Genomic DNA, 23464 nt, shown 5'->3' with positions numbered 1-23464 from the left:
CCACCCGGTGCGCAGCGCACCCTACGTTTAGCCGCGATAGGCCTCGAACAATCCGCTGGCGCCCATGCCGCCGCCGACGCACATGGTGACGAGGCCGTAGCGCAATTCGCGGCGCTGCAACTCGCGCACCAGGTGGCCGACCTGGCGCGAGCCGGTCATGCCGAAGGGATGGCCGATGGAGATGGAGCCACCATTGACGTTGTACTTCTCGTTATCGATCTCGAGCGTGTCGCGGCAGTACAGGCACTGCGAGGCGAAGGCCTCGTTGAGCTCCCACAGGTCGATGTCGGCCACGCTCAAGCCCTTGGCCTTGAGCAGCTTGGGCACCGAGAACACCGGGCCGATGCCCATCTCGTCCGGCTCGCAACCGGCCACGGTGAAACCGCGGAAATAGGCCTTGGGCTTCAAGCCCAGTTCCAGCGCCTTTTCCAGGCTCATCACCAGGGTCATGGAGGCGCCGTCGGACAGTTGCGAAGCGTTGCCGGCGGTCACGCTGCCCGCCGGGTCGAACGCCGGTTGCAGCTTGGCCAGGGATTCCAGGGTGGTGTCCGGGCGGTTGCAGTCATCCGCCTCGACCACGCCGTCGACGATCTTCTTCTCGCCGCTGGCCTTGTCTTCGACCAGATACTTCACCCTCATCGGCACGATTTCGTCAGCGAACAGGCCGTCGGCCTGGGCCCGAGCAGTGCGCTGCTGGCTCTGCAGGGCATAGGCGTCCTGGGCTTCGCGGGTGATGCCGTAGCGGTTGGCAACGATCTCGGCGGTCTTGCCCATGGGATAGTAGATGCCGGGGTTGTCCTTCTGCAGCAGCGGGTTGAACAGGTTGTCCATGTTCATGCTTTTCAGGGTCATGGTGATGGACTCGACGCCGCCGGCAACGATGATATCGCTGCCGCCGGACGCTACCTGGTTGGCGGCGATGGCGATGGCCTGCAGGCCCGAGGAGCAGAAGCGATTGAGGGTCATGCCCGCCACCGGGTTGCCCAGGCGCGACAGCACCGCGACGTTGCGGCCGATGTTCATGCCCTGCGCGCCCTCGTTGGAGCCTGCACCGACGATGCAGTCATCGACCAGCTTGGGGTCGATGCCGTTGCGCACCAGCAGCGCATCGACGCAATGGGCGGCCATATCGTCCGGCCGGGTCATATTGAACTTGCCACGGAAGGACTTGGCCAGGCCAGTCCGCACGCTATCGACGATCACTACTTCCCGCATGACGCACCTCGTTGTTATTGGATGGCGAATGGCGTGAAGATAAATCCAGCCGATCTCAGGGTGCGACCATCATTGATCTGGCGTATACGGGACGATGCCGGGCAGAGCCAGGATGCACTCCGGCACGATACAAAAGCATCGCGGCTAAAGCCGCTCCTACAGATATCCATATGCCCGTAGGAGCGGCTTCAGCCGCGATCAAAGCAGAACCCGTTGCAACCTGTGGGAACAGCTGGGCGGCATTCCGCTTTAGCAGCGACAGGCTTCAATCCCTGGCGAACGCCGCCTCGATGGCCTCATTGATGGTGCGCAGCACCTTGACCCGGGCGAAGCGCTTGTCGTTGGCCTCGATCAGCGTCCAGGGCGCGATCTCGGTGCTGGTGCGGTCGACCATGTCGCCCACCGCATCGGCGTAGTCGTCCCACTTGTCGCGGTTGCGCCAGTCTTCCTCGGTGATCTTGAAGCGCTTGAACGGGATCTGCTCGCGCTCCTTGAAGCGCTCCAACTGCGTCTGCTGGTCGATGGCCAGCCAGAACTTCACCAGGATCACCCCGGCGTTGGTCAACTGCTCTTCGAAGTCGTTGATCTCGCCGTAGGCACGCAGCCAGTCGGCCTGACTGCAAAAGCCTTCGACCCGCTCCACCAGCACGCGGCCGTACCAGCTGCGGTCGAAAATGGTGAAATGCCCGCGTGCCGGGATATGTCGCCAGAAGCGCCACAGGTAAGGCTGGGCGCGCTCCTCCTCGGTCGGAGCCGCCACCGGCACGATGCGGTACTGACGCGGATCCAGCGCGCCGGTGACACGGCGGATGGCCCCGCCCTTGCCGGCGGCATCATTACCCTCGAACGCAGCGATCAGGGCGTGCTTGCGCATGCGTTTGTCGCGCATCAACCCCGACAGGCGCGCCTGCTCGGTGGCCAGTTGCTCCTTGTAGTCGTCCTTGCCCAAGGCCTGGGTCATGTCCAGGCTGGCCAGCAGGCCGCGGTTGTCCAGGCTCGATACCAGCGGCGCGGCGTGCGGACGCTCAGGCTCACGCGTCTGGTTGGCCAGCGCGGCCTGAAGGCCTTCGAGCAGGATGCGTCCGACTGTCAGGCTGCGGTAGTAGTGATCGACGCCCTCGACCACGTACCAGGGCGCGTAGTCGCGGCTGGTGCGGCGCAGCACGCGCTCGCCATAACGCACGAACTTGTCGTAGGTCTTCGACTGCTGCCAGTCCAGCGGGCTGATGCGCCAGCTGTGCAGCGGGTCGTCCTTGAGCGCTTCCAGGCGCGCCTTCATCTGCTGTTTGGACAGGTGGAACCAGAACTTGAAGATCAGCGCCCCCTCGTCACAAAGCATGCGCTCCAGACGCTCAGCGCCGTCGATGGCCTGATCCAGCACGGCGTCCTTGAAATGACCATGCACGCGGCCCTGCAGCATCTGGCTGTACCAGTTACCAAAAAAGATCCCGATACGCCCTTTGGGCGGGAGTTGCCGCCAATAGCGCCACGCTGGTGGCCGTGCCAGCTCTTCATCGGTCTGTATGTCGAAGGTGCTGACCTGGATCAGCCGCGGATCCATCCACTCATTGAGCAATTTCACCGTCTCGCCCTTGCCAGCCCCCTCGACGCCGTTGATCAGCACGATCACCGGGAAACGCGACTGCTGCTTGAGCTCGTACTGCGCCTCCAGCAAGGCCTCGCGCAGCGCCGGCTCTTCGGCCTCGAACGTGGCCTTGTCGATACTGCGGCCGATTTCGGCGGATTCGAACATGCAATGACCTCCCTGGAATGATCATCAGAGCCTAACGGATAGAACGCGACTTTGCCTGACGGCGGCTCGACACGGATTGACCTGCGCCGGGAAAAGCACATGCGCAGCGGTTAGAATCGCCGCCTGTTTTATCGGGAGCCACCATGTCCGACGTCCACAATGCCCAGCTCGACTGGGACGAACACGGCCAGCCGCTGTCGCGCAGCTATGGCGACGTGTACTTCTCCCGCGCCAACGGCCTGGAGGAAACCCGTCACGTTTTCCTCGCCCATAACCAGATCATCGAGCGCTGCCAGGCCTTGCCGGCCGGCGGGCGCCTGGTGATCGGCGAAACCGGCTTCGGCACCGGGCTCAACTTCCTCTGCGCCTGGCAGGCCTTCGCCGAGCATGCCCCGCGTGACGCGCGACTGCATTTCGTCAGCGTGGAGAAATTCCCGCTGGCCCTGTCGGATCTGCAACGCGCCCTGGCCCTGTGGCCGGAGCTTGCGCCCTACGCCGAGCAACTGCTGGCGCAGTATCGCGCCATGCATCCCGGCTTCCAGCGCCTGCTGCTCGATGGCGGCCGCGTGGTGCTGACGCTGATGATCGGTGATGTGCTCGAGTGCCTGCCGCAACTGGACGCCAAGGTCGACGCCTGGTTCCTCGATGGCTTCGCCCCGTCGAAGAACCCGGAGATGTGGACTGACGCCCTGTTCACCGAGCTGGCGCGACTGTCGGCACCAGGTGCCACCCTGGCCACCTTCACCAGTGCAGGCTTCGTCCGTCGCGGGTTGATCGCGGCGGGTTTTGCCGTGGTGCGGGTCAAGGGCTTCGGCCATAAACGCGAAATGCTGGCCGGCCCTTTCCAGGCTGAGCCGGTGCAGCGCCCAGCGCCCTGGTTCGCCCGACCGACATTAACGACAGGCGAACGCCAGGCCGTGGTGATCGGCGCCGGTCTCGCCGGTTGCGCTACCGCCGCCAGCCTGGCCGCACGCGGCTGGCGCGTGACCCTGCTGGAGCGTCACGACGACATTGCCCGCGAGGCATCGGGCAACCCGCAAGGCGTTCTCTATCTCAAACTCTCTGCCCATGGCACGGCACTGTCGCGTCTGATCGTCGCCGGCTTCGGCCATACCCGCCGCCTGCTCGAATGCCTGCAACGCGGCCAGGACTGGGATGCCTGCGGCGTGCTGCAACTGGCCTTCGATCGCAAGGAAGCCGAGCGACAGAGCAAACTGACCGCTGCCTTCCCCAACGACCTGCTGCATTCGTTAAGCCAGGCCGAAGCCGAGGATCGCGCCGGCATCGGCCTACCGGCCGGCGGTCTGTTCTACCCGGATGCTGGCTGGGTACACCCGCCGGCGCTTTGCCGGCAGCTGGTGCAACACCCGCTGATCGAACTACGCCCCTATCAGGAAGCGCTGAGCCTGAGTCGACAGGATGATCGCTGGTGCGTCGAGGGACAGAACGGCGTGCTGGCCGAGGCCCCCGTACTGGTGCTGGCCTGCGCAGCTGAAATCGGCCGACTGTTACCCGGTGCCACCCTGCCGCTCAAGCGCATCCGTGGGCAGATCAGCCGCCTGCCGGCCAGCGACGCGAGCCGTGCGCTGCGCACCGTGGTCTGCGCCGAAGGCTACGTCGCTCCGCCGCGCGAAGGCGAACACACCCTGGGCGCCAGCTTCGACTTCCACAGCGACGACCTGGCGCCCAGCGTCGCTGAGCACGCCGGCAACCTGGAACTGCTGCGGGAGATATCCACCGATCTCGCCGAACGTCTGGACGCGCAAGCGCTCGACCCAGCGACGCTAGAAGGCCGCGCCGCATTTCGCTGCACCAGCCCGGACTACCTGCCACTGGTAGGCCCGCTGGCCGCTGGCCAAGCCTTCAACGAGGCCTATGCCGTGCTGGCCAAGGACGCCCGCCAGGTGCCGGAAACGCCCTGCCCCTGGCTACCCGGCCTGTACATCAACAGCGGCCACGGCTCACGCGGGCTGATCACCGCGCCACTGTCGGGCGAACTGATCGCCGCCTGGCTGGATGACGAACCGCTGCCTGTGCCGCGCGACGTAGCCGAGGCCAGCCACCCCAATCGCTTTATGCTGCGCACGCTGATTCGCGGGAGCTGATCGACGGTGCGCGCGGCGCACCCTACTGTGTAGCCCGCGTAGGGTGCGCTCCAATCTTAGGGCGTACTCGGCGTTGGCTTGCGGTGTCGCGCTACATGCCGATTCGCGGTAGCTGAGAAAGGGCCACGGCGCGCGTCCCTTCCATTGGGTGCGCTGTGCGCACCGAAACGATCCAACACTTACGCTCTGGCCTCGGCCAATACAGGCTTGGGCTTACGAAACACCAACACGTTGCCCAGCATCACCAGCCCGAGACCGAACAGCGCAGGAGCCGTCCACTGGTAACCCTCGGCGAACACCGAGATGTTCAGTGCCACCACCGGGAACAATACGGTGCAGTACGCCGCGCGCTCCGGCCCCATGCGCCCGACCAGGGTCAGGTAGGCGGTGAAGCCGATCACTGAGCCGGGAATCGCTAGGTACAACAACGAGCCGACGTAGCGCGCGTTCCACTCGAAGGCGAACGGCGTGCCGCTGAGCAGGCAGATGCCCACCAGCATCAGCGCGCCGTAGAGCATGCCCCAGGCATTGGTCGTCAGCGGTTTGAGCCCGGCCTTCTGCTGCAGGCTAGAGAGCATGTTGCCAGCAGAGAAGAACAGCGTGCCGCACAGCGCCAGGCCGATGCCCAGCAGGCTTTCGCGGCTGGCCTCGTGCCCGGCCAGCTCCGGCCAGAACAGCAAGCCAAGACCCGCCAGTCCCAACGCGCCACCGAGCAGCACATTGGTGGCGATACGCTGCTTGAAGAACAGCCGCGCATTGATCGCGTTCCATAAGGTGGCGGTGGAGAAGATCACCGCGATCAGGCCGCTGGGGATCCACTGGCTGGCGGTGTAGAAGCACAGGAAGTTGAGGCAGAACAGGCACAGCCCCTGCAGCAGGCAGATGCCCTGGCCACGGCGATCCAGTGGTTGCAGGCGGCCACTGAGCCAGAGCATGGCGAACAGCACGGCCGAAGCCAGCGCGAAGCGATAGGCGATGGAAGCGGCGACGGCCACCTCACCCATCTGCAATTTGATGGCGATCCAGGTCGTGCCCCAGATCAGTACGGTAAGCAGGTAAAGCGACAGGTTCATCGACTATCTCCCAAGACTGAGTGAAGTCTGGAAGCGATACGCGCGGGGCGCTTGCACAAAGTTGCGCATTTATCGCTGAGCCATCACTGCCTGCCATCGCGCTGCAGGCTTTATCATGCGCGCTTTATCAGTCAGGTCATTCTCACCGCATGCTTTCCGCCGTCGCGCGCTATAAACAGCTGCTTTCCAGCGCCCTCTCCCGTTACTTCCCCCGCACCACCGCCTACCTGCGCGCCGAGCGCGAAGCCGCGCAGCCGCGCAAACCGGTGCGCAAGCAGAGCAAGAAGAAATCCACCGGCAACAAGAAAGCCGGCAGCCGCAAGGCCGCCAGCGGCAAGCCTGGCCCTGCTGGAATCTACCCCGCGACCCGACTGAAGATCGACGAAGCCCAGGTGCAGGCCATGCGCGAACGCGTGGCCCAGGCGGTAAGCGCTGGGCTGATCGGCGCGCCGTCTGACGAACAGTGGGCGATGATCCTCTGCCGCGCCCCGCTGGCGCGCATCTTCGCCGGTGCCGGCTCCGGCAAGTCGAGCACCCTGGTACTGCGTGTGGTGTTCCTGCTCTGTCACCTGGAGGTCGAGCCGAAACGCCTGACGGTGATCTCCTTCACCAACGCCTCCTGCCACGAGCTGCGCGAACGCCTGCAACGGTTGCTCGACTTCTGGCACTACTCGCACGATGCGCGCCAGTGCGTACGCACCTTCCATGCCGCCATGGCGACGTTGGCCAAGGAAAGCCTGGGCAACCCGCGCTGGTTCGAACAGTTGGACGACCCCAGTGACGAACCGGACAACCCCCTCACCGGCGGGCGCCTGCGCCCCGCGCAGCAGCGCCTGCTCAAGCAGGCCTACCAGAACGCCTACGCCGCCGATGCACGCTTTCGCACGCTGAGCCATCGCCTGCTCGGTTTACCCGCCCCCGAAGAGCCACTCAAGGGCAAACCCAGGGCGCCGCTGGATGCCTGCAAGCTGCCTGGCGAATTCACTGCCCTGCCGCTGTTCGAGTTGCTGCACGGACAGATCGACTTCGCCGAGAGCCTGGGAATTCGCCTCGACCGCCTGGACGTGAAAACGCTGGGCTGCGCGCCCCGCGAGCGTGATTTCATCGAGGCCATGCAGCGCTTCCACCAGCACTTCAGCACGCTGCTGCACAGCCAGGGTTTGATCAGTTTCAACGGCGCCTTCGCGCAGCTGAGCGAAGGCCTACAAGGCACCGGCGACGGTAAACCCGGCCCCGCCCTGCTCGCCCTGAGCCACTTGCTGATCGACGAATTCCAGGACATCTCGCCACAGATCGTGCTGTGGCTGCAGGCCGTGCATCGCCGCCTGCATGCGGCGGGCGAGCGCATCAGCCTGATGGCCATCGGCGACGACTGGCAATCGATCTACGGCTGGCGCGGCAGCTCGCCGGAGCTGTTCATCGATTTCGACCGGCATTTACCCAGCCGGGGGCGCGGCAAGAGCACCACCCTGCTGATGGGCACCAACTACCGCAGTATCGAGCCGGTGATTCGCGATGGCGAGAAGGTGCTGGCCGAAGTGCGCAGCAAGCAGGCCAAGACCTGCGTCGCGGCCAAAGCGATGCAGCCGAGTGATCATGGCGTCAGGCTGATCCAGCGCTTCGACCTGGCCAGCGGCCTACCGGCGTTGCTCAGAGAAATCACCGCGCAGTGTCAGCACGTCAGCCAACGCCCAAACGCGGATCGCACCGCCGTGCTGCTGCTCAGCCGGCGCAACGAGCCATTGCAGCAGGTGCGCGCACAACTGGACAAGGCGCTGCCGGTGAAAACCATGACCATTCACCGCGCCAAGGGCTTACAGGCCGAAGTGGCGATCATCCTCGACGACTGCCTGCCCGTGGAGAAACACCCGCTGCGTAACGCGCTATACACCCAGTGCGGCTTTTTCGCCGGCAGCTACGACCAGGCCATGCAGGACGAAGCACGGCGCCTGGCTTACGTGGCCATTACCCGCGGTGTGAGCCGGGTGCTGTGGTACACACGCAAGGCTCAGGGCGCCACGCAGTGCTTGGCAGCGAGCCGGCCTATCGCGCAAGCTTCAGGCTGATCGGCACTTCGGGCGTTCCCATGGACAAACTGCTGGCTCTGCGCACCTTCGTCGCCACCGTACGCTGCGGTGGTTTCTCCGCTGCGGCGCGGCAACTGGGCCTGGCCACCTCGTCGGTGACACGCGCGGTCAACGCCCTAGAGCAGGAGCTGGGCTGTGTGCTGCTCAACCGCAACACACGGCAGATCAGCGTCAGCGAGGCTGGACGCGAGTATTTCGAGCGCGCCCTGGCCATCCTCAACGCACTCGACGAGGCCGATGCCGCCGTGACCGACAACGGCGAAGAGGTACGTGGCAGGCTGGCCGTAAGCGTGCCGGTGGAGTTCGCCCGACGCATCATCGCCCCGCACCTCGGCAAGCTGCTGCAGCGACACCCACAACTGGAACTGACCCTGCGCGTGACCGACGAGGTGGTCGATCTGCTCAGCGAACGGGTCGACCTGGCTCTGCGCCTGGGCGCCTCCATCGTCAGCGACGACGTGGTCAGCCAGCGTGTCGGCAGCTTCCACCGCTGGCTGGTGGCTAGCCCGCAGTACCTCGCACGCACCTCGCCGGTCAGCCACCCGGACGCACTGCAGGCGCACGCCTGCCTGCAGTATGACTACGGCAGCCCGGCGAACTACTGGCGTTTCGAGCAGCAGGGCGCGACGCTGCAGGTGCCGATCAGCGGACGCCTGCGCAGCAACAACGCCGATATCCTGCGCCAGGCGGCGCTGGATGGTCAGGGCATCGCGCTGCTATCGGACTGGCTGGTACGCGACGACGTGGACAATGGCAAGCTGCAGCGCCTGCTGCCCGACTACGAAGTCGCACCTGGCCCGCACGAAGGCACCATCCACCTGCTGTACCTGCCGAACCACCGCGGTTCTCGGCGCATCGCCGCCTTCAGCGAATTCCTCCAGGCATTGCTGAAGGATTAGGCCTTTGCACAGTGCGCAACGCACTGTTGCCCAGCGGGTGGATTCTCCATGCGGCGCGGTCTGCCTAACCTTGCGTCTGTCGCCCCATCCCATTGAGACCCGATCATGACCAGCCAGAGCACTTCGCTCACCCACGAGTCCGCATCACTGCCGCAAGCCTTGGTACTGCTGTTCGCCCTGTGCTGCGGCGCCATCGTCGCAAACCTCTACTACGCCCAGCCGATCATCGAACTGATCGCCCCGGATGTTGGCCTCAACGCCGAACGCGCCAGCCTGATCGTTTCGCTGACGCAGATCGGCTATGCCCTCGGCCTGCTGTTCCTGGTGCCCTTGGCGGACCTGCTGGAAAGCCGACGGCTGATGCTGATCACCACCGCAGCCGCCCTGCTCTGCCTTCTGGCCGCCGCCTTCGCGAGTCAGCCGGATCTGTTCCTCGGTCTGGCGCTGCTGATCGGCCTCAGCTCGGTCTCGGTGCAGATGCTGATTCCCCTGGCCGCCAACCTGGCACCTGAGGCCAGCCGTGGCCGCGTGGTGGGCAATATCATGAGCGGCCTGTTGCTGGGCATCCTGCTGGCACGGCCGCTGGCCAGCCTGGTGGCTGGCGAGTTCGGCTGGCGCGCGGTGTACCTGATGGCGGCAGGCCTGATGCTGGTGATCACCCTAGTGATCGCTACTACCATTCCGCGCCACGCCCCCAGCCACCGCGCCAGCTACGGACAACTGCTGGCCTCGCTGATACACCTGCTGCGTCGCTACCCGACCTTGCGGCGCCGTGCGCTCTACCAGGGCCTGATGTTTGCCAGCTTCAGCCTGTTCTGGACAGTGGCGCCGCTGGAGCTGTCGCGTCATCTCGGTTTGAGCCAGCAGGACATCGCCCTGTTCGCTCTTGCTGGGGCCATCGGCGCGGTGGCAGCGCCCATCGCCGGACGCCTGGCCGATGCCGGCCATACCTGGCGCGCCAGCCTGGCGGCACTGATCCTCGCCCCCTTGGCTTTTGCCCCCAACCTGCTGAGCACTGGGCTGGGCTGGATCGGCCTGATCGCCACCGCCATCGTGCTGGATTTCGCCGTGCAGATGAGCATGGTGCTGGGCCAACGCAGCATCTATGCGCTGGAGCCGCAAAGCCGCGCCCGCCTCAATGCGCTGTACATGACCAGCATCTTCGTCGGCGGCGCCATCGGCTCGGCGTTGGCCAGCCCTGTCTACGAGCGTTTCGGCTGGTCAGGCACAGCGCTACTGGCGGCGGGATTGCCGCTGCTGGCACTGCTGGTGTTTATCAGCAAGGAGGAGTGAATATTTTTGGCAGGCAACAAAAAACCCGCCGAAGCGGGTTTCTTCCCAACCACCCGACATACTGTCGGCGGCCAATCCTGGCCTGGTTATCTTCCTTGATCCTCAGCGATCCATCGCTGCAGGGGATGTGTGTAGATTAATGATCAAGCGTTAGTATCAATAGCAGCGCTTGGCGCCAGAGCGTGTAAGACATTCGCCATAGCGTTACTGATTGACGATTCCGCCGGGCACCTTATGCTCAGTGAAACTAGGAGTCGTCATGCATTCAGCCTCGGAAGCTCTCCGTTCAATCCCGGAAAACCGCTATGCCGAACAGTTGCGCCGCGGTTTCCGTTTCTTGCGCTTCAGCCAGCCGCTGGAATGCGAGTACCACCAGTACATCAGCAAGGTGCAGGCGCGCTACCAGAAAATCGCCGTGGTCCTGGGGCTGGGTATATGGATGATTTTCACCCTTGTCGACCTACTGCGCCTGGATCTGTGGCAACGCTTCCCTGACTATCCAGCACCTCTGTGGGCACTGCTGCTGGTGCGTTGCTCGATCATCCTCACCCTCTTCCTGCTCACCCTGCTGCTGTTCAACGGTAGTCGCAAGCACTACGGCCCTCAGGTGATTACCGTCACTCTACTGAGTCTGGTACTGGGCACCACGCTGACGATCATTTTCTACCAGAACCTGAACGTGCCCATCTCCAATAGCGTGCTGCTACTGATGGCCATCACCCTGTTCTTTCCACTCGGCCTGTCGTTTCGCAGCAATTTGCTTCTGGCCGCGGCCAGCCTGCCGCTGGTCGTCTTGCCTGGGCTGTGGCTATTGGCGCAAGCGCAACAGGTCGATTACCTGCGACTGTGCTTCATCTTCGGCCTGGCCCTGCTGATCTGTGCGATGGGGGCCTATGTCAGGGATCACACCCAACGCGAGCAATTTCTGCTGCTGCAACTGCTGGACTGGCAAGCCAACCATGATCCGCTGACCACCCTGAACAACCGTCGCAGCTTCACTCAGCATCTGGACGTCGCCCTTCGCCAGGGTAGGCGCGAGTCAGCCAAGGTCGCGTTGTTGATGCTCGACATCGATCATTTCAAGCGCTTCAACGATCATTACGGACATCAGGTCGGTGACGATGCCCTGCGTCAGGTCGGCAAACTGCTACAGAGCTTCGCTCGCCGCCCCATGGATATGGCGGTACGCCTGGGCGGAGAGGAGTTCGCCCTGCTGCTCTATGAATGCGATGCTGACCAACTGCAAGCAATTGGAGAAGCGCTGCGTAATGGATTAGCCACGCTGAACATTCCCCATTCTGCTTCGCCGACGGCCAATCACCTCACTGTCAGCATGGGCGCCCGCCTGGCCAAGGATGGAGAAAGCAGTGAAGAGTTGTACCGCCGAGTGGATCGCCTGCTGTATCAGGCCAAGCAGGCAGGCCGAAACCATCTGACCCTGGGTTGAACTTTCCCGGGCAACAAAACCGGCGGGAGCGATTTTCGACGTCACTGGCGACAGCCTGAACACTTGCCGCCCGACCGGTTTTTGCTCCTGCAAAACCGGCATTGCCGACATCTTTGGCGGTCAAATCGCAGGCAACAAAAAACCCGCCGAAGCGGGTTTCTTCCCAACCATCCGACATCCTGTCGGTTGCCAATCCTGGCCTGGTCATCTTCCATGATCCTCAGCGATCCATCGCTGCAGGGGATGTGTGTAGATTACTGCTCGAACCAGCAGGACAAAAGCGGCGCTTACCGCCACTGCGTGTAAGACATTCGCTATAGCCGGCAGGATCAACGACCGATCATGCGTGCCAGCACGTCCTCACCGCCCTGACGGCGATGAACGAAAGCCATGGCCGCGTGACCAATCACCATGAACAGCAGCAGCCAGCCAAGATTGCCGTGCAGCAGGCTGGCAGGAGCGATCATCCACTCGATTTTGCCATCGCTGAAACCGGGCATGACGCTCATGCCGAAGGCCACGAATTCGCGCCCCGAGCCGTACTGGCGCAACAGAGCGATAAAGGGAATCACGAACAACAGGCCATACAACGCCAGATGGCCAATGCGCGCGAACGAGCTTACTGGCGCTGGCCGGCGGCCGCTGTTGTACAGCGCCCAAAGCACGCGAATCACCACCAGCACCATGAGCAACAGCCCCGTCGCCTTATGCGTACCCCAGGCGAATTTGTCCAGGCCGCTGTCCTCAACCAGGGTGTGCGCGAGCACGGTCACGAATTGCCAACCGAGCAGAACGGCCATACCCCAGTGCAGCAGGCGCGTCACGGCGCCATAGCGCTGCGCGGAATCATGCAGGTTCGACATCACGGTTCTCTCCAATGTCATCAATGAAATCTACGCGGCTTCATGCCGCTATCGGTGCGAAAGACCCGTTCCAGAGCCAATGGTGCCGCGCCGACTCAAATCATGAGCAAGAGAGATGTTAGCAAGGATGTCAGAAAGGCATCACGACACGTCCCCGTGAATACGAGGACGTGCCGGATGATCAGGCGTCGCGCAGCGCTTCGCGCCAGGCGTGGTATTGCGGTTCCTGCCAGATACGCGCATGCAGGCGCGCCATGCCGTCAGGATCGTTGAGCAGACGCCAGCGGGTCGCCTCGACCTGACCTTCAGGTCCGGCATTGAGGATTTCCTCGATACGCTCATCGCGCAACGCTTCGGCCGCCGGCACCACCTTGGCGTGGCGGGCGCGAGCCATGGCGCAGACCAGGGCGTTGTACAGCGGGTCGACCACGGCACGCAGGAAGCCCTTGTGCAGCGCTCGCGAGCTGTTCAGTTGCTCGTACTCGGAAGTGTTGCTCAGCTCACGCGGCACCTTGTGCTCTTCAGGGATCAGGAACAGCTTGCTGCGCCGCGCTGCCAACCCCGGCGCAGTACGGCTGGTCAACACCGAGACCACCGGCGACAGCACCAGTGACACCACGATAGGCGCCAACCACCAGAGAAAATCCGGGTTGAGCCAGGCGACCAATGCAGTCCAACTGATACCGATCAACACCTGGGTGCCATGACGGCGGAACGCCTCGCTCCAGGGCGTCGAATCATCCACGCGCTGCGGCGAGTTCCACTGCACCGACCAACCAAGGAAGGCGGCGGTGACGAACAGGCTGTGGAACAGCATGCGTACCGGCGCCAGCAACACCGAGCAGGAGGCTTCCAGCAGCATCGATAACAGCACGCGCGTGCGGCCACCGTAGGCCTCCGCGCCCTTGATCCAGATCAGCAGCACGCTGAGCAGCTTGGGCAGGAACAGCAGGGTCATGGTGGCGGAGAACAGCGCAACGGCCTCTTCCGGCTGCCAGCGCGGCCACAAGGGGTAGAGCTGGTTGGGCTGCAGGAAGTACTCCGGCACCATCAACGTATGGATTGCCAGCAAGCTGGTGGACAGCACCAGGAACAGCAGCCACAGCGGCGCGGACAGGTAGGACATCACGCCAGTGAGGAACACCACGCGGTGCACGGCATGCATGCCACGCACCAGGAACAGACGGAAGTTCATCAGGTTGCCGTGGCACCAGCGGCGGTCGCGCTTGAGCTCGTCGAGCAGGTTAGGCGGCAACTCTTCATAACTGCCTGGCAGGTCATAGGCGATCCACACGCCCCAGCCAGCACGGCGCATCAGCGCCGCCTCGACGAAGTCGTGGGAGAGGATCGCGCCAGCGAACGACCCCGTTCCGGGCAATGGCGCCAACGCGCAGTGCTCGATGAAGGGTTTCACCCGAATGATCGCGTTGTGGCCCCAGTAGTGCGATTCACCCAGTTGCCAGAAGTTGAGGCCTGCGGTGAACAGCGGCCCGTAAACACTGGTGGCGAACTGTTGCAGCCGCGCATAGAGGGTATCCATGCCGGAAGCCTTGGGCGCGGTCTGGATGATCCCGGCGCCTGGGTTGGCCTCCATCAGCCGCACCAGGCGAGTCAGGCATTCGCCGCTCATCACGCTGTCGGCATCGAGCACCACCATGTAGCGGTAGTTGCTGCCCCAACGACGGCAGAAGTCGTCGATGTTGCCGCTTTTGCGCTTAACCCGGCGCCGGCGGCGGCGGTAGAAGATATGGCCGAAGCCTTCCACCTCACGGCACAGCTCCATCCAGGCCTGCTGCTCGGCCACACAGATGTCCGGGTCGTTGCTGTCGCTGAGGACGAAGAAATCGAAATGCTCGAGTTGCCCGGTGGCCTTGAGCGACTCGAAGGTCGCACGCAGGCCGGCGAATACACGCGGCACGTGCTCGTTGGCAATCGGCATGACCAGTGCGGTACGTGCCCGCGGCGAAATCGGCTCATCACCGCAACTGCTGGCGGAGATGCTGTAGCGGTCACGCCCCTTGAGCAACTGGAAGAAGCCCATCAGCGCGGTCCAGAAGCCCATCGACACCCAGCAGAACAGCAGGGCGAACAGCGCCAGGATGCTGGTCTGTACCACATAGGGCAGGATCTGCCGTGCCGACTCCTGCCAGGGCTGCTCGAACACCAGACCCAGATCGACCAGCGACCAGCCCTGATAAGGCAGCACCGACTTCATGTACCAGGTGGCGACCACCGTTTGCGTGATCATCAGCACCAGCAGCGCAGTTCGGCGCACTGCGGCGACATGCCGCCAACGCTCTTCGGCGAAGTCTTCGCTCTCGCGCGTGCGCGGCCGCGGGCTCGGTTTCTCGCCCTTCAGACGGCGCCAGCCGCGATCTAGGATGTTGATCTGCCAGGGCTCCGGCACCATGCGTGTGCGCGTGATTGGCGGCGTCGAATCGATGGTTGGACGACCCTGGTGGTCCTGCACGATGCGGCAACCGCGCTCGAGCGCATCCGGCCAACCCAGCGTCAGCCGGGCCGGCACCGAGTCGAGCATCTCGCGGGTTTCTTCCAGGGGTTCAGCGGCCGCGAGATCGTCCTCGTGCAGGGCACGGTGCAAAGTGGCGAGATCCCCACCCTGCTCCTCCAGTTGCTGTGCCAGAGCCTGCTGCCGCTCCTGATCGAGCGGCAGTTCGCCCAGGTACTCCTGGATTTTTGAAGGGTCTAGAGTGTTATTCATGGGAAGGCAGCTGATAGCTCCAGGTTTCCGACAAGGGCTTGCCGTCCTCGACCAGGGCGGCACGCATTTCTACCGGCTGCGCCGGGTTCTTGACCTTGATCCGCAGGGTCAACCGCCAGCCCTTGCTGACCGGGTTGTAACGCAGGCTGTCTTCCAGCAGTTCGGCGTTGCCATCGACACTGACCTGCGCACTCGGCGCCGCATCGGGCGAACGCTTGGCCAGTTCCTCACCGACGAAATCAACCACCAGCGCGGTACTGCCATCGGCCTGACGGATCAGGTTGGCCTGCTTGATGTCGCCCTCGGATAGACGAGTCTGGCTGACCATGGCCAGCTCTGGATCATGCAGCTTGGCGTCGTCACGGCTGAAGTGTAGGCGATAGGCGACATCCAGCGACTCACCCTGGGCCGGCAGCTTGTCCGGGCGCCACAGCGCGACGATGTTGTCGTTGGTTTCGTCCGGCGTGGGGATCTCCACCAGCTCGACATGACCCGTGCCCCAGTCACCGACGGTTTCCACCCAGCCGCTCGGGCGCAGCTCGTAGCGGTCGTCGAGATCCTGGTACTGGTTGAAGTCGCGACCACGCTGCATCAGGCCGAAACCGCGCGGGTTATCGATGCGGTAGCTGCTGACGTTGAGGCGCTGCGGGTTGTTCAGCGGACGCCAGATCCACTCGCCATTACCGGCATGGATGGCCAGACCATCGGAGTCGTGCAGTTGCGGACGATAGTTCGGGCGTGGCCAGGGTTGGTTGGCGCCGAACAGGAACATGCTGGTCAAAGGTGCGATACCGAGCTTCTCGACGTTTTCGCGCAGGTACACCTTCGATTGCACCTCGAGCACGCTGTCGCGGCCCGGCTTGATTTCCATGCGGTAAGCGCCGGTGGCGCGCGGCGACTCGAGCAGCGCGTAGATCACCAGGCTGCGACGATCCGGTTGTGGCTTCTCGATCCAGAACTCGCTGAAGCGCGGAAACTCCTCGCCGGACGGCAGCGCGGTGTCGATAGCCAGGCCACGAGCGGAAAGACCGAACACCTGGCCCTTGCCAACGATGCGGAAGTAGCTGGCGCCCAGCACGCTCATCACCTCATCGTGCCGACCGTTGGTATTGATCTCGTTGATCACCTTGAAACCGGCGAAGCCGAGATCCTTGAGGTCATCCGGGTTCAGGTTCAGATCACCGAAGTCGAACATCGACGGGTCGTACTTGATCTCGTTAGTGCCTTCGGCGGTCACTTCGTTGATCTTCACCGGGATATCGAAGTGCATACCTTGATGGAAGAAATAAAGCCGGAACGGCGTTTTGCCGTCAGCCCAGTGTGCTTTTTCTTCGAGGAAGCGAACCTTCTGATAACTGGCGAACGGCAGCTCGCGCAGCGAGGCCGGCAGGCGGCTCTGCGGCGCACTGTAGCTTTCTGCGGCAAGTGCCTTGGCCTTGACCGCCACATCATCCAGATCGAATGCCCAGCTATGGGCAGCGAACAGCATGGGGAGCACACAAAGGGCCAGCTTGCCGGCCTTGCCCATACGGGCTCCAGAACAACGACTCATCGACACAAAGCCTCCAGGGCAACACGTACTGACAGACAGCGGCCAGCCCACGGGCGGTCGCTGCAGAGAGTTAAAATCGGGCGAATGGTATAAAAACAACGCGAGCACGATGCAGACAGCCAACCGAACGGCGACGTCTCCGCATGCGCGGATTCTTTCTGCGCATTATTACCAGATCGTGAAGTCCGGCACAGGTGCTCGAGCGAGTATATTTTCGCCTCCTAGAGCCACTCCGTCATTGGCGTGGCAACAATTCGAAACGTGCCTCCTGCACGCTCTCCGAATCCAACCCCAGTTGGACACGGAAGGCACCTGGCTCGCTGACATGCTGCAGGCTGGCGTTGTAGAAGCGCAGCATAGGTTCGTCGATCTCGAAACTCAGCTCACGCGTCTCGCCTGCCTCAAGCTTGACCCTGCGAAAATCCTTGAGTTCCTTCACCGGACGGATCACCGAAGCGGCCTCGTCGTGCAGGTAGAGCTGCACCACGCTCGCACCAGCCCGTGACCCGGCGTTCTTGAGCGTGACGCTGACGCGAATCTTTTCATCAGGCCCCATGCGCTCGGCGGACAGCTTTGGCGCCGAAAGCTGGAACTCGCTGTAGCTCAAACCATAGCCGAACGGATACAGCGGACCATTGGGCTCCTCGAAATACTGCGAGGTGTAGTTGCCAGGTGTGCCCGGCGTATAGGGACGGCCCAGCCGCAGGTGATTGTAGTAGGTGGGAATCTGCCCGACCGAGCGCGGGAAGCTGATAGGCAACTTGCCGGAAGGATTGTGCTCGCCGAACAGCACATCGGCGATGGCGTGGCCGCCCTCGATCCCGCTGTACCAGGTTTCCAGCATCGCATCGGCGTTATCCTTCTCCCAGCTCAGCGCCAGTGGTCGGCCGTTCATCAGCACCAGCACCAGCGGTTTGCCGGTGGCCTTGAGCGCGCGCAGCAGGGCCTGCTGGCTGTCCGGCAGATCCAGGCGGGTACGGCTGGACGACTCGTGCGACATCCCCCGCGCCTCCCCTACGGCGGCGACGATGACGTCAGCCTGGGCAGCGACACGCACGGCCTCTTCCAGCATCTGCTGCGGCGTGCGCTTGTCCAGCACCACCTCAGGGCGGTCCCAGTTGAGCTGGTTGAGGTAATTGATCACGTGGGCATCGTCGGTGACGTTGGCGCCCACGGCGTAGAGCAGCTTGCCCTGCCCTGCGAGCACAGTTTCCATGCCCTTGCGCAAGGTCACGGCCTGTTCGGCCACACCGACCGCCGACCAACTGCCGAGCATGTCCACTGGCGAATCGGCCAGCGGACCGATCAGGGCGACGGTGGTCTTCTTGCTCAGCGGCAGGGTGTCGCCGTGGTTTTCCAGCAGCACCAGCGAATCACGCGCCATCGCGCGCGCATCGGCACGGTGCAGGCGGCTTTCGGCGTTGACGTCGGCCGGGTCATCCTCGGCACGACCAATACGACGGAATGGGTCGTGGAACAGGCCCAGGTCGTACTTGGTATTGAGCACATGCGTGACAGCCTCATCCAGCACGCTCTGCGGTACCGCGCCGCTGCGTACCAACGCCGGCAGTTCCTGATCATAGAGCGTATCGGCCATGCTCATGCCGACGCCCGCGGTGATGGCCAGACGCGCCGCATCGCGGCCATCGGCGGCCACGCCGTGGCGCAACAGCTCGGTGATCGCGCCATGGTCGCTCAGCGCCACCCCCTTGAAGCCCCACTCGCGGCGCAACAGGTCACGCAGCAGCCAGGTGTTGGCCGAAGCGGGTACGCCGTTGATTGCGTTAAGCGCAACCATCACCCCGCCTGCACCGGCATCGATGGCGGCGCGATAAGGCGGCAGGTAGTCCTGATACATACGCATCGGGCTCATGTCGACCACGTTGTAGTCGCGCCCGCCTTCCACCGCGCCGTACAGGGCGAAGTGCTTGACGCTGGCCATGATGCGCTGCGGATCGCTGGGGTCCTTGCCCTGGAAACCATGCACCATGGCCGTGGCGATGCGCGAGACCAGGTAGGGATCTTCGCCGAAGCCTTCGGAGGTGCGACCCCAGCGCGGATCGCGGGAAATGTCCACGGTCGGCGCGAAGGTCATGTCCAGGCCATCGGCACTGGCTTCGAAAGCCGCGACCCGCGCACTGTTCTCGATGGCGGCAATGTCCCAGCTCGAGGCCAGCCCCAAGCCGATGGGAAAGGTGGTGCGATGGCCATGAATGATGTCGTAGGCGAAGAACACCGGAATGCCCAGGCGGCTGCGCAGCGCGGCCTCCTGCATCGGGCGGTTTTCCGGGCGCACCACCGAGTTGAAGGTCGCACCGATGCGACCGGCCGCCATCTCCTCGCGAATGCGCTCGCGCGGCATGTCGCCTCCGATGCTGATCAGGCGCAGTTGGCCGACCTTTTCCTCAAGGGTCATACGGCCCACCAGGTCGGCGATGAAGGCCGATTTGTCATCGAGCGAAGGCGCGGCAACCAGCAGGCTGGGGGTGATCAAGGCAGAGACGAGAGCGAAATGGCGCAGGTATTTCATCGGGAGCAGCATCCGGGATGCGAATCATTGTTTGAATGGCCGCCACGATACTCCGAGTCCTCGCGCCGCGCCGCGGGTTGGTGCAAAAAAACTTAAGCGCCATTCAAAGGCGTTCCAGAAATTAAGACCCCAGGCTTACACAAACTTGCGCATTTTTTTCTTCGCTACTGGTTTTGCACTGCGGCGGGCGTAGCATGGCTGCATTGAGGAGAAGGTGATGGCGCAATTCGAACATCTGCAGGTTTTCCAGAGCATGAGCCGCTCGCCCAATGCGCGGCTGCACGCCATGGCCGAGCTGGGCAATGGCATCGCCGTGGCGCGCTGGAGCAATGCCCATGATGCGCGCGACTACCTTGCCCCCAGCCATCACACGCTGTCCTGCTATCTGGCCGGCGGTACCGGCACGTTTCGTCGCGAGCAACCCGGTAATAAAGGCGCCCCGGACAAACTGTGCATCCTGCCGGCCGAGCATCAGTCGGCCTGGATCATCAATGGCGAGATCCAGCTTGCTCACCTTTATATAGAGCAGGAGCAGTTCGCCCTCGGCGCGATGGCCCTGCTCGACCGCGAACCACGCAGCCTGCAACTGGAGGAGGCGACCTTTCTCGAAGACGCCGAACAGTCCGCGCGCTTTCGTCAGCTGTGCGCCCTTGACTGGCAAGAACCCGGCGAACGTCTGTTGGCCAGCAGCCTGGCCCACCAACTGCTCGATCATGCCCTGCTCAACCAGGTTGGAATGCGCCAGGGCCTGCGCCTGAAAGGCGGCCTGGCACCACTGCAACGCAAGCGCGTACGTGAATTCATCGAGCAGCACCTGGACACACCTTTGCCGCTCAGCCAGTTGGCCGCGCTCTGCGCCCTCTCGGAATACCACTTCGCGCGCATGTTCCAGAGTAGCTTCGGCCTGCCGCCGCACCGCTACGTACTGGCTCGACGCCTGGCTCGTGCCTGCCAGATGCTGCGTCAGTCATCGCTGCCGCTGGGCGAAATCGCCCTGGCCAGCGGGTTCGCCAGTGCCAGCCACTTCAGCAATCGCTTCCGCCAGGCGCTCGGAGCAACGCCAGGGCAATACCGCGCAGCCTTTCTGTAAGGTGGGTGCACCCCGCCAACTCCGCTGCGGCGGGTTACCCCTGCCCTAATCACCGAACGCCTGGAGCGATGGCCACGACAGCACGTCGGCAATCTCGATGCCACGCCTGCTAATCCCCACGCGGCTATGCGAAAATCTGCGGCTTTGCATTGCCACGGCCCAGTCATGCGCCCATTACTCGTCACCACGGGGCTTCGTTGATGCCCCTGGATATTCACCAGTTACGCCAGGAAGACTGGCGCTCGGAGTTCGGTGCTGGCGACCTGCGCCGTGGCATCGCCTACGCGGAAGAAAAGCGCAGCAAACTGCTCAACCTCAAGGACAACAGCCTGCTCGCCAATTGCCGAGGCTCGGGCGGGCAAACCTATCAGCAGCGCATCACCCTGCATCCCTACGGGCGCAAATGGAGCGTGACCGGCCATTGCAACTGTCCGGTCGGCTTCAACTGCAAGCACGTGGTCGCCGCCTTGCTCACCTTGGAAGCTCAGCAGCGCGCCGGCAGCGACCTGTCGGACATCATCGTGTTGAACAAAGAGCTGGCGGAAATGCGCCTTGAAGGCATTGCCCCTACGCCCGTCCTCAGCCTTGGCAGCCAGGTGCGCGTGCACTTCGATGCGCGCAAGGGACGCATGCAGGAACAGACCCAGCACCGCGCTGCACTGGCCTTCGACTACGCCGGACACAAGGTTTTCGGCAAGCCGGCCAGGGATCTGGTCAAACGTCTGGACGACGAGACCAACCTGCGCCTGATCCGCGATGCTGGTGCCGAAGCCAGCCTGCGCAAGCACCTGGAAAGTCTTGGTCTTCAAGTCGCCCTGCGGCAAAGCGAAGCGCTGCCGGCTGAAGCTGGCGAGCCGTTCGAACTGGAGCGCGAACGCGACTGGCTGGATTTCGTCCAGCGGCAACTGCCACAGCTGCGCGCCGATGGCTGGCAGATCCACATGCGCCCGGACTTCCAGTACAACCTGGCCGAGGTCGACGACTGGTACGCCGAAGTCGAGGAAGATCCGCAGCAAAACTGGTTCGATCTGGAGCTGGGCATCGAAGTCGAAGGCCAACGCCTGAGCCTGTTGCCGATCCTGCTCCAGGCCATTCGCCGCACGCCCTGGCTACTGGCGCCAGAAGCACTGGCACAACGCTCGGATGAAGACCGCCTGCTGGTCAACCTGCCGCACGGCGGCAAACGCATCGCCCTGCCCTTCGCACGCCTCAAACCGCTGCTGGCCACACTGGGTGAGCTGTATTTCCGTGACCCCGGCGACGATCATCTGCCGCTGCGCCTGGGCCGCGCCGACGCTGCCCGCCTGGCCGAGCTAGCCAAAGGCCCGGCCCTGAGCTGGCAGGGTGGCGATGAGCTGCGTGGCTTTGCCGAGCGGCTGCAGCACCTGTCCATCCGCGAAATCGCTGCGCCCCCCGGGTTGCACGCCGAGCTACGTGCTTACCAGCTGCAGGGCCTGAACTGGATGCAGACCCTGGCCGAGTTGCGTGTCGGCGGCGTTCTGGCCGATGACATGGGCCTGGGCAAGACCCTGCAGACCCTGGCGCACATCCTCTGCGAGAAACAGGCGGGACGCCTCGACAAACCCGCACTGATCGTCATGCCCACCAGCCTGATTCCCAACTGGCAGGACGAAGCCGCACGCTTCACCCCGCAGTTGCGCGTACTGGCCCTGTACGGCAGCAAGCGCAAGGCGCTGTTCGAGGAGATTGCCGCGCACGACCTTATTCTCACCACCTACGCGTTGTTGCCGCGTGATCTCAAAGCGCTCAACCAGCATCGCTATCGCCTGCTGATCCTCGACGAGGCGCAGAACATCAAGAACCCGCGCAGCAAGGCGGCCACTGCCGCCGCCCAGGTCCAGGCCGACCTGCGCCTGTGCCTGACCGGCACGCCACTGGAAAACCACCTGGGCGAGCTGTGGTCGCTGTTCCACTTCCTCATGCCCGGCTGGCTGGGCGATGCCAAAACCTTCACCCGCGACTACCGCACGCCCATCGAGAAACGCGGCGACAGCCATCGTCTGGCCCATATGAATGGACGCATTCGCCCCTTCCTGCTGCGCCGCACCAAGGAACAGGTAGCCAGCGAACTGCCGCCGAAGACCGAGATTACCCAATGGGTCGAGATGACCCAGCTGCAACGCGATCGCTATGAAACCCTGCGCCTGGCCATGGACCAGAAGGTGCGAGACGAGATCGCACGCCAGGGCCTCGCGCGCAGCCATATCGTCATTCTCGAAGCGCTGCTGCGCCTGCGCCAGAGCTGCTGCGACCTGCGCCTGCTGGGTGAAGATGGCAGCGCCTTGAGCGCCAGCGATTCGGGCAAACTCAGTGCCCTGCTGGACATGCTCCAGGAGTTGGTGGGCGAAGGCCGCCGCGTGCTGCTGTTCTCTCAGTTCACCTCGATGCTGGCGCTGATCGAGGCGGAACTGCAGACGCGCAAGATCGCCTACGCCAAGTTGACCGGCAGCACCCAGGACCGGCGTACACCGGTCGAGCGCTTCCAGGCCGGGGAATTCCCGGTGTTCCTGATCAGCCTCAAGGCTGGCGGTAGCGGCCTCAACCTGACCGCCGCCGACACCGTGATCCACTTCGACCCCTGGTGGAACCCGGCTGCCGAAGCCCAGGCCAGCGACCGCGCCTACCGCATTGGCCAGGACAAACCGGTGTTCGTCTACAAACTGATCGCCCGTGGCAGCGTCGAGGAAAAGATCCAGCAACTGCAGCAGGCCAAAGCCAACCTCGCCAAAGGCGTGTTGGACGGTGGCAGCCAGGGTCAATGGAAGTTGGATGAAGAGGACCTGGCGGCGCTGTTCGCGCCGCTCGGTTAACGCT

General features: G+C 63.6%; 14 protein-coding genes. 7 read left to right on the top strand and 7 right to left on the bottom strand.

Annotation, left to right across the window (positions count from 1 at the left end; genetic code table 11):
- Window positions 1-27: 27 nt before the first annotated feature.
- Together BM059_RS10310 and pap are read right to left on the bottom strand one after the other, a co-directional pair.
- A complete protein-coding gene (locus BM059_RS10310; protein WP_074938423.1) occupies window positions 28-1215 on the bottom strand; it encodes a thiolase family protein in 1188 nt (395 codons plus the stop codon).
- A gap of 265 nt (window positions 1216-1480) precedes the next feature.
- Window positions 1481-2968: a polyphosphate:AMP phosphotransferase gene (gene pap / locus BM059_RS10305; RefSeq protein ID WP_074938421.1), complete on the bottom strand. Its 1488-nt coding sequence runs from the start codon at window positions 2966-2968 to the stop codon at window positions 1481-1483.
- A 143-nt stretch (window positions 2969-3111) separates the two neighbouring features.
- On the opposite strand from pap, the gene mnmC reads away from it, so the two are divergent.
- Window positions 3112-5073 carry a bifunctional tRNA (5-methylaminomethyl-2-thiouridine)(34)-methyltransferase MnmC2/FAD-dependent 5-carboxymethylaminomethyl-2-thiouridine(34) oxidoreductase MnmC1 gene (mnmC, locus tag BM059_RS10300; RefSeq protein WP_074938419.1) on the top strand — a complete coding sequence of 654 codons (1962 nt, stop codon included), beginning with the start codon at window positions 3112-3114 and terminating at the stop codon, window positions 5071-5073.
- Window positions 5074-5252: 179 nt separating this feature from the next.
- On the opposite strand, the gene BM059_RS10295 is transcribed toward mnmC, so the two are convergent.
- Window positions 5253-6146: a DMT family transporter gene (locus tag BM059_RS10295; protein WP_074938417.1), complete on the bottom strand. Its 894-nt coding sequence runs from the start codon at window positions 6144-6146 to the stop codon at window positions 5253-5255.
- A gap of 149 nt (window positions 6147-6295) precedes the next feature.
- Between BM059_RS10295 and BM059_RS10290 the strand changes: the two genes are divergently transcribed.
- The 4 genes from BM059_RS10290 to BM059_RS10275 all read left to right on the top strand — a co-directional run bounded on the left by BM059_RS10290 (window position 6296) and on the right by BM059_RS10275 (window position 11872).
- A complete protein-coding gene (locus BM059_RS10290) occupies window positions 6296-8212 on the top strand; it encodes a DEAD/DEAH box helicase (protein WP_074938415.1) in 1917 nt (638 codons plus the stop codon).
- A gap of 20 nt (window positions 8213-8232) precedes the next feature.
- The gene (locus BM059_RS10285) at window positions 8233-9132 is read left to right on the top strand and encodes a LysR family transcriptional regulator (RefSeq protein ID WP_037003376.1); all 900 of its coding nucleotides are present in this window, start codon (window positions 8233-8235) and stop codon (window positions 9130-9132) included.
- 105 nt (window positions 9133-9237) lie between these two features.
- Window positions 9238-10425, top strand: coding sequence for an MFS transporter (locus tag BM059_RS10280; protein WP_074938413.1), 1188 nt, complete (start codon window positions 9238-9240; stop codon window positions 10423-10425).
- Window positions 10426-10684: 259 nt separating this feature from the next.
- Window positions 10685-11872 carry a diguanylate cyclase gene (locus BM059_RS10275; protein WP_074938411.1) on the top strand — a complete coding sequence of 396 codons (1188 nt, stop codon included), beginning with the start codon at window positions 10685-10687 and terminating at the stop codon, window positions 11870-11872.
- 329 nt (window positions 11873-12201) lie between these two features.
- Here the strand turns inward: BM059_RS10275 and BM059_RS10270 are convergent, their stop codons facing one another.
- The 4 genes from BM059_RS10270 to bglX all read right to left on the bottom strand — a co-directional run bounded on the left by BM059_RS10270 (window position 12202) and on the right by bglX (window position 19539).
- A complete protein-coding gene (locus BM059_RS10270) occupies window positions 12202-12735 on the bottom strand; it encodes a cytochrome b (RefSeq protein ID WP_037003320.1) in 534 nt (177 codons plus the stop codon).
- A 181-nt stretch (window positions 12736-12916) separates the two neighbouring features.
- Complete coding sequence (gene mdoH / locus BM059_RS10265; protein WP_037003319.1) at window positions 12917-15457, bottom strand: glucans biosynthesis glucosyltransferase MdoH; 2541 nt, start codon at window positions 15455-15457, stop codon at window positions 12917-12919.
- Window positions 15450-16985 (bottom strand): glucan biosynthesis protein G, encoded by a 1536-nt coding sequence (locus BM059_RS10260; RefSeq protein WP_074938410.1) that lies wholly within the window; start codon window positions 16983-16985, stop codon window positions 15450-15452. The genes mdoH and BM059_RS10260 overlap by 8 nt, the downstream gene beginning before the upstream one ends.
- Window positions 16986-17244: 259 nt before the next feature.
- Window positions 17245-19539: a beta-glucosidase BglX gene (bglX, locus tag BM059_RS10255; protein ID WP_074938483.1), complete on the bottom strand. Its 2295-nt coding sequence runs from the start codon at window positions 19537-19539 to the stop codon at window positions 17245-17247.
- Window positions 19540-19756: 217 nt separating this feature from the next.
- On the opposite strand from bglX, the gene BM059_RS10250 reads away from it, so the two are divergent.
- Both BM059_RS10250 and BM059_RS10245 read left to right on the top strand, forming a co-directional pair.
- Window positions 19757-20629: a helix-turn-helix domain-containing protein gene (locus tag BM059_RS10250; protein ID WP_037003314.1), complete on the top strand. Its 873-nt coding sequence runs from the start codon at window positions 19757-19759 to the stop codon at window positions 20627-20629.
- Between the two features lie 200 nt (window positions 20630-20829).
- Window positions 20830-23460, top strand: a complete 2631-nt coding sequence (locus BM059_RS10245) for a DEAD/DEAH box helicase (protein ID WP_074938408.1) — start codon at window positions 20830-20832, stop codon at window positions 23458-23460.
- The last annotated feature ends 4 nt before the right edge of the window (window positions 23461-23464 follow it).

Origin of the sequence: Ectopseudomonas composti, assembly GCF_900115475.1 — a bacterium.
Taxonomy (GTDB): Bacteria; Pseudomonadota; Gammaproteobacteria; order Pseudomonadales; family Pseudomonadaceae; genus Aquipseudomonas; species Aquipseudomonas composti.
This window is presented reverse-complemented; position numbering and strand designations above follow the sequence as displayed.

Bases quoted from the DNA above. Each gene is read 5' to 3' on its own strand.
- pap (WP_074938421.1), bottom strand. From the start codon at position 2,968: ATGTTCGAATCCGCCGAAATCGGCCGCAGTATCGACAAGGCCACGTTC.
- BM059_RS10285 (WP_037003376.1), top strand. From the start codon at position 8,233: ATGGACAAACTGCTGGCTCTGCGCACCTTCGTCGCCACCGTACGCTGC.
- BM059_RS10275 (WP_074938411.1), top strand. From the start codon at position 10,685: ATGCATTCAGCCTCGGAAGCTCTCCGTTCAATCCCGGAAAACCGCTAT.
- bglX (WP_074938483.1), bottom strand. From the start codon at position 19,539: ATGAAATACCTGCGCCATTTCGCTCTCGTCTCTGCCTTGATCACCCCC.
- BM059_RS10250 (WP_037003314.1), top strand. From the start codon at position 19,757: ATGGCGCAATTCGAACATCTGCAGGTTTTCCAGAGCATGAGCCGCTCG.
- BM059_RS10310 (WP_074938423.1), bottom strand. From the start codon at position 1,215: ATGCGGGAAGTAGTGATCGTCGATAGCGTGCGGACTGGCCTGGCCAAG.
- BM059_RS10245 (WP_074938408.1), top strand. From the start codon at position 20,830: ATGCCCCTGGATATTCACCAGTTACGCCAGGAAGACTGGCGCTCGGAG.
- BM059_RS10280 (WP_074938413.1), top strand. From the start codon at position 9,238: ATGACCAGCCAGAGCACTTCGCTCACCCACGAGTCCGCATCACTGCCG.
- BM059_RS10295 (WP_074938417.1), bottom strand. From the start codon at position 6,146: ATGAACCTGTCGCTTTACCTGCTTACCGTACTGATCTGGGGCACGACC.
- BM059_RS10290 (WP_074938415.1), top strand. From the start codon at position 6,296: ATGCTTTCCGCCGTCGCGCGCTATAAACAGCTGCTTTCCAGCGCCCTC.
- mdoH (WP_037003319.1), bottom strand. From the start codon at position 15,457: ATGAATAACACTCTAGACCCTTCAAAAATCCAGGAGTACCTGGGCGAA.
- BM059_RS10260 (WP_074938410.1), bottom strand. From the start codon at position 16,985: ATGGGCAAGGCCGGCAAGCTGGCCCTTTGTGTGCTCCCCATGCTGTTC.
- BM059_RS10270 (WP_037003320.1), bottom strand. From the start codon at position 12,735: ATGTCGAACCTGCATGATTCCGCGCAGCGCTATGGCGCCGTGACGCGC.
- mnmC (WP_074938419.1), top strand. From the start codon at position 3,112: ATGTCCGACGTCCACAATGCCCAGCTCGACTGGGACGAACACGGCCAG.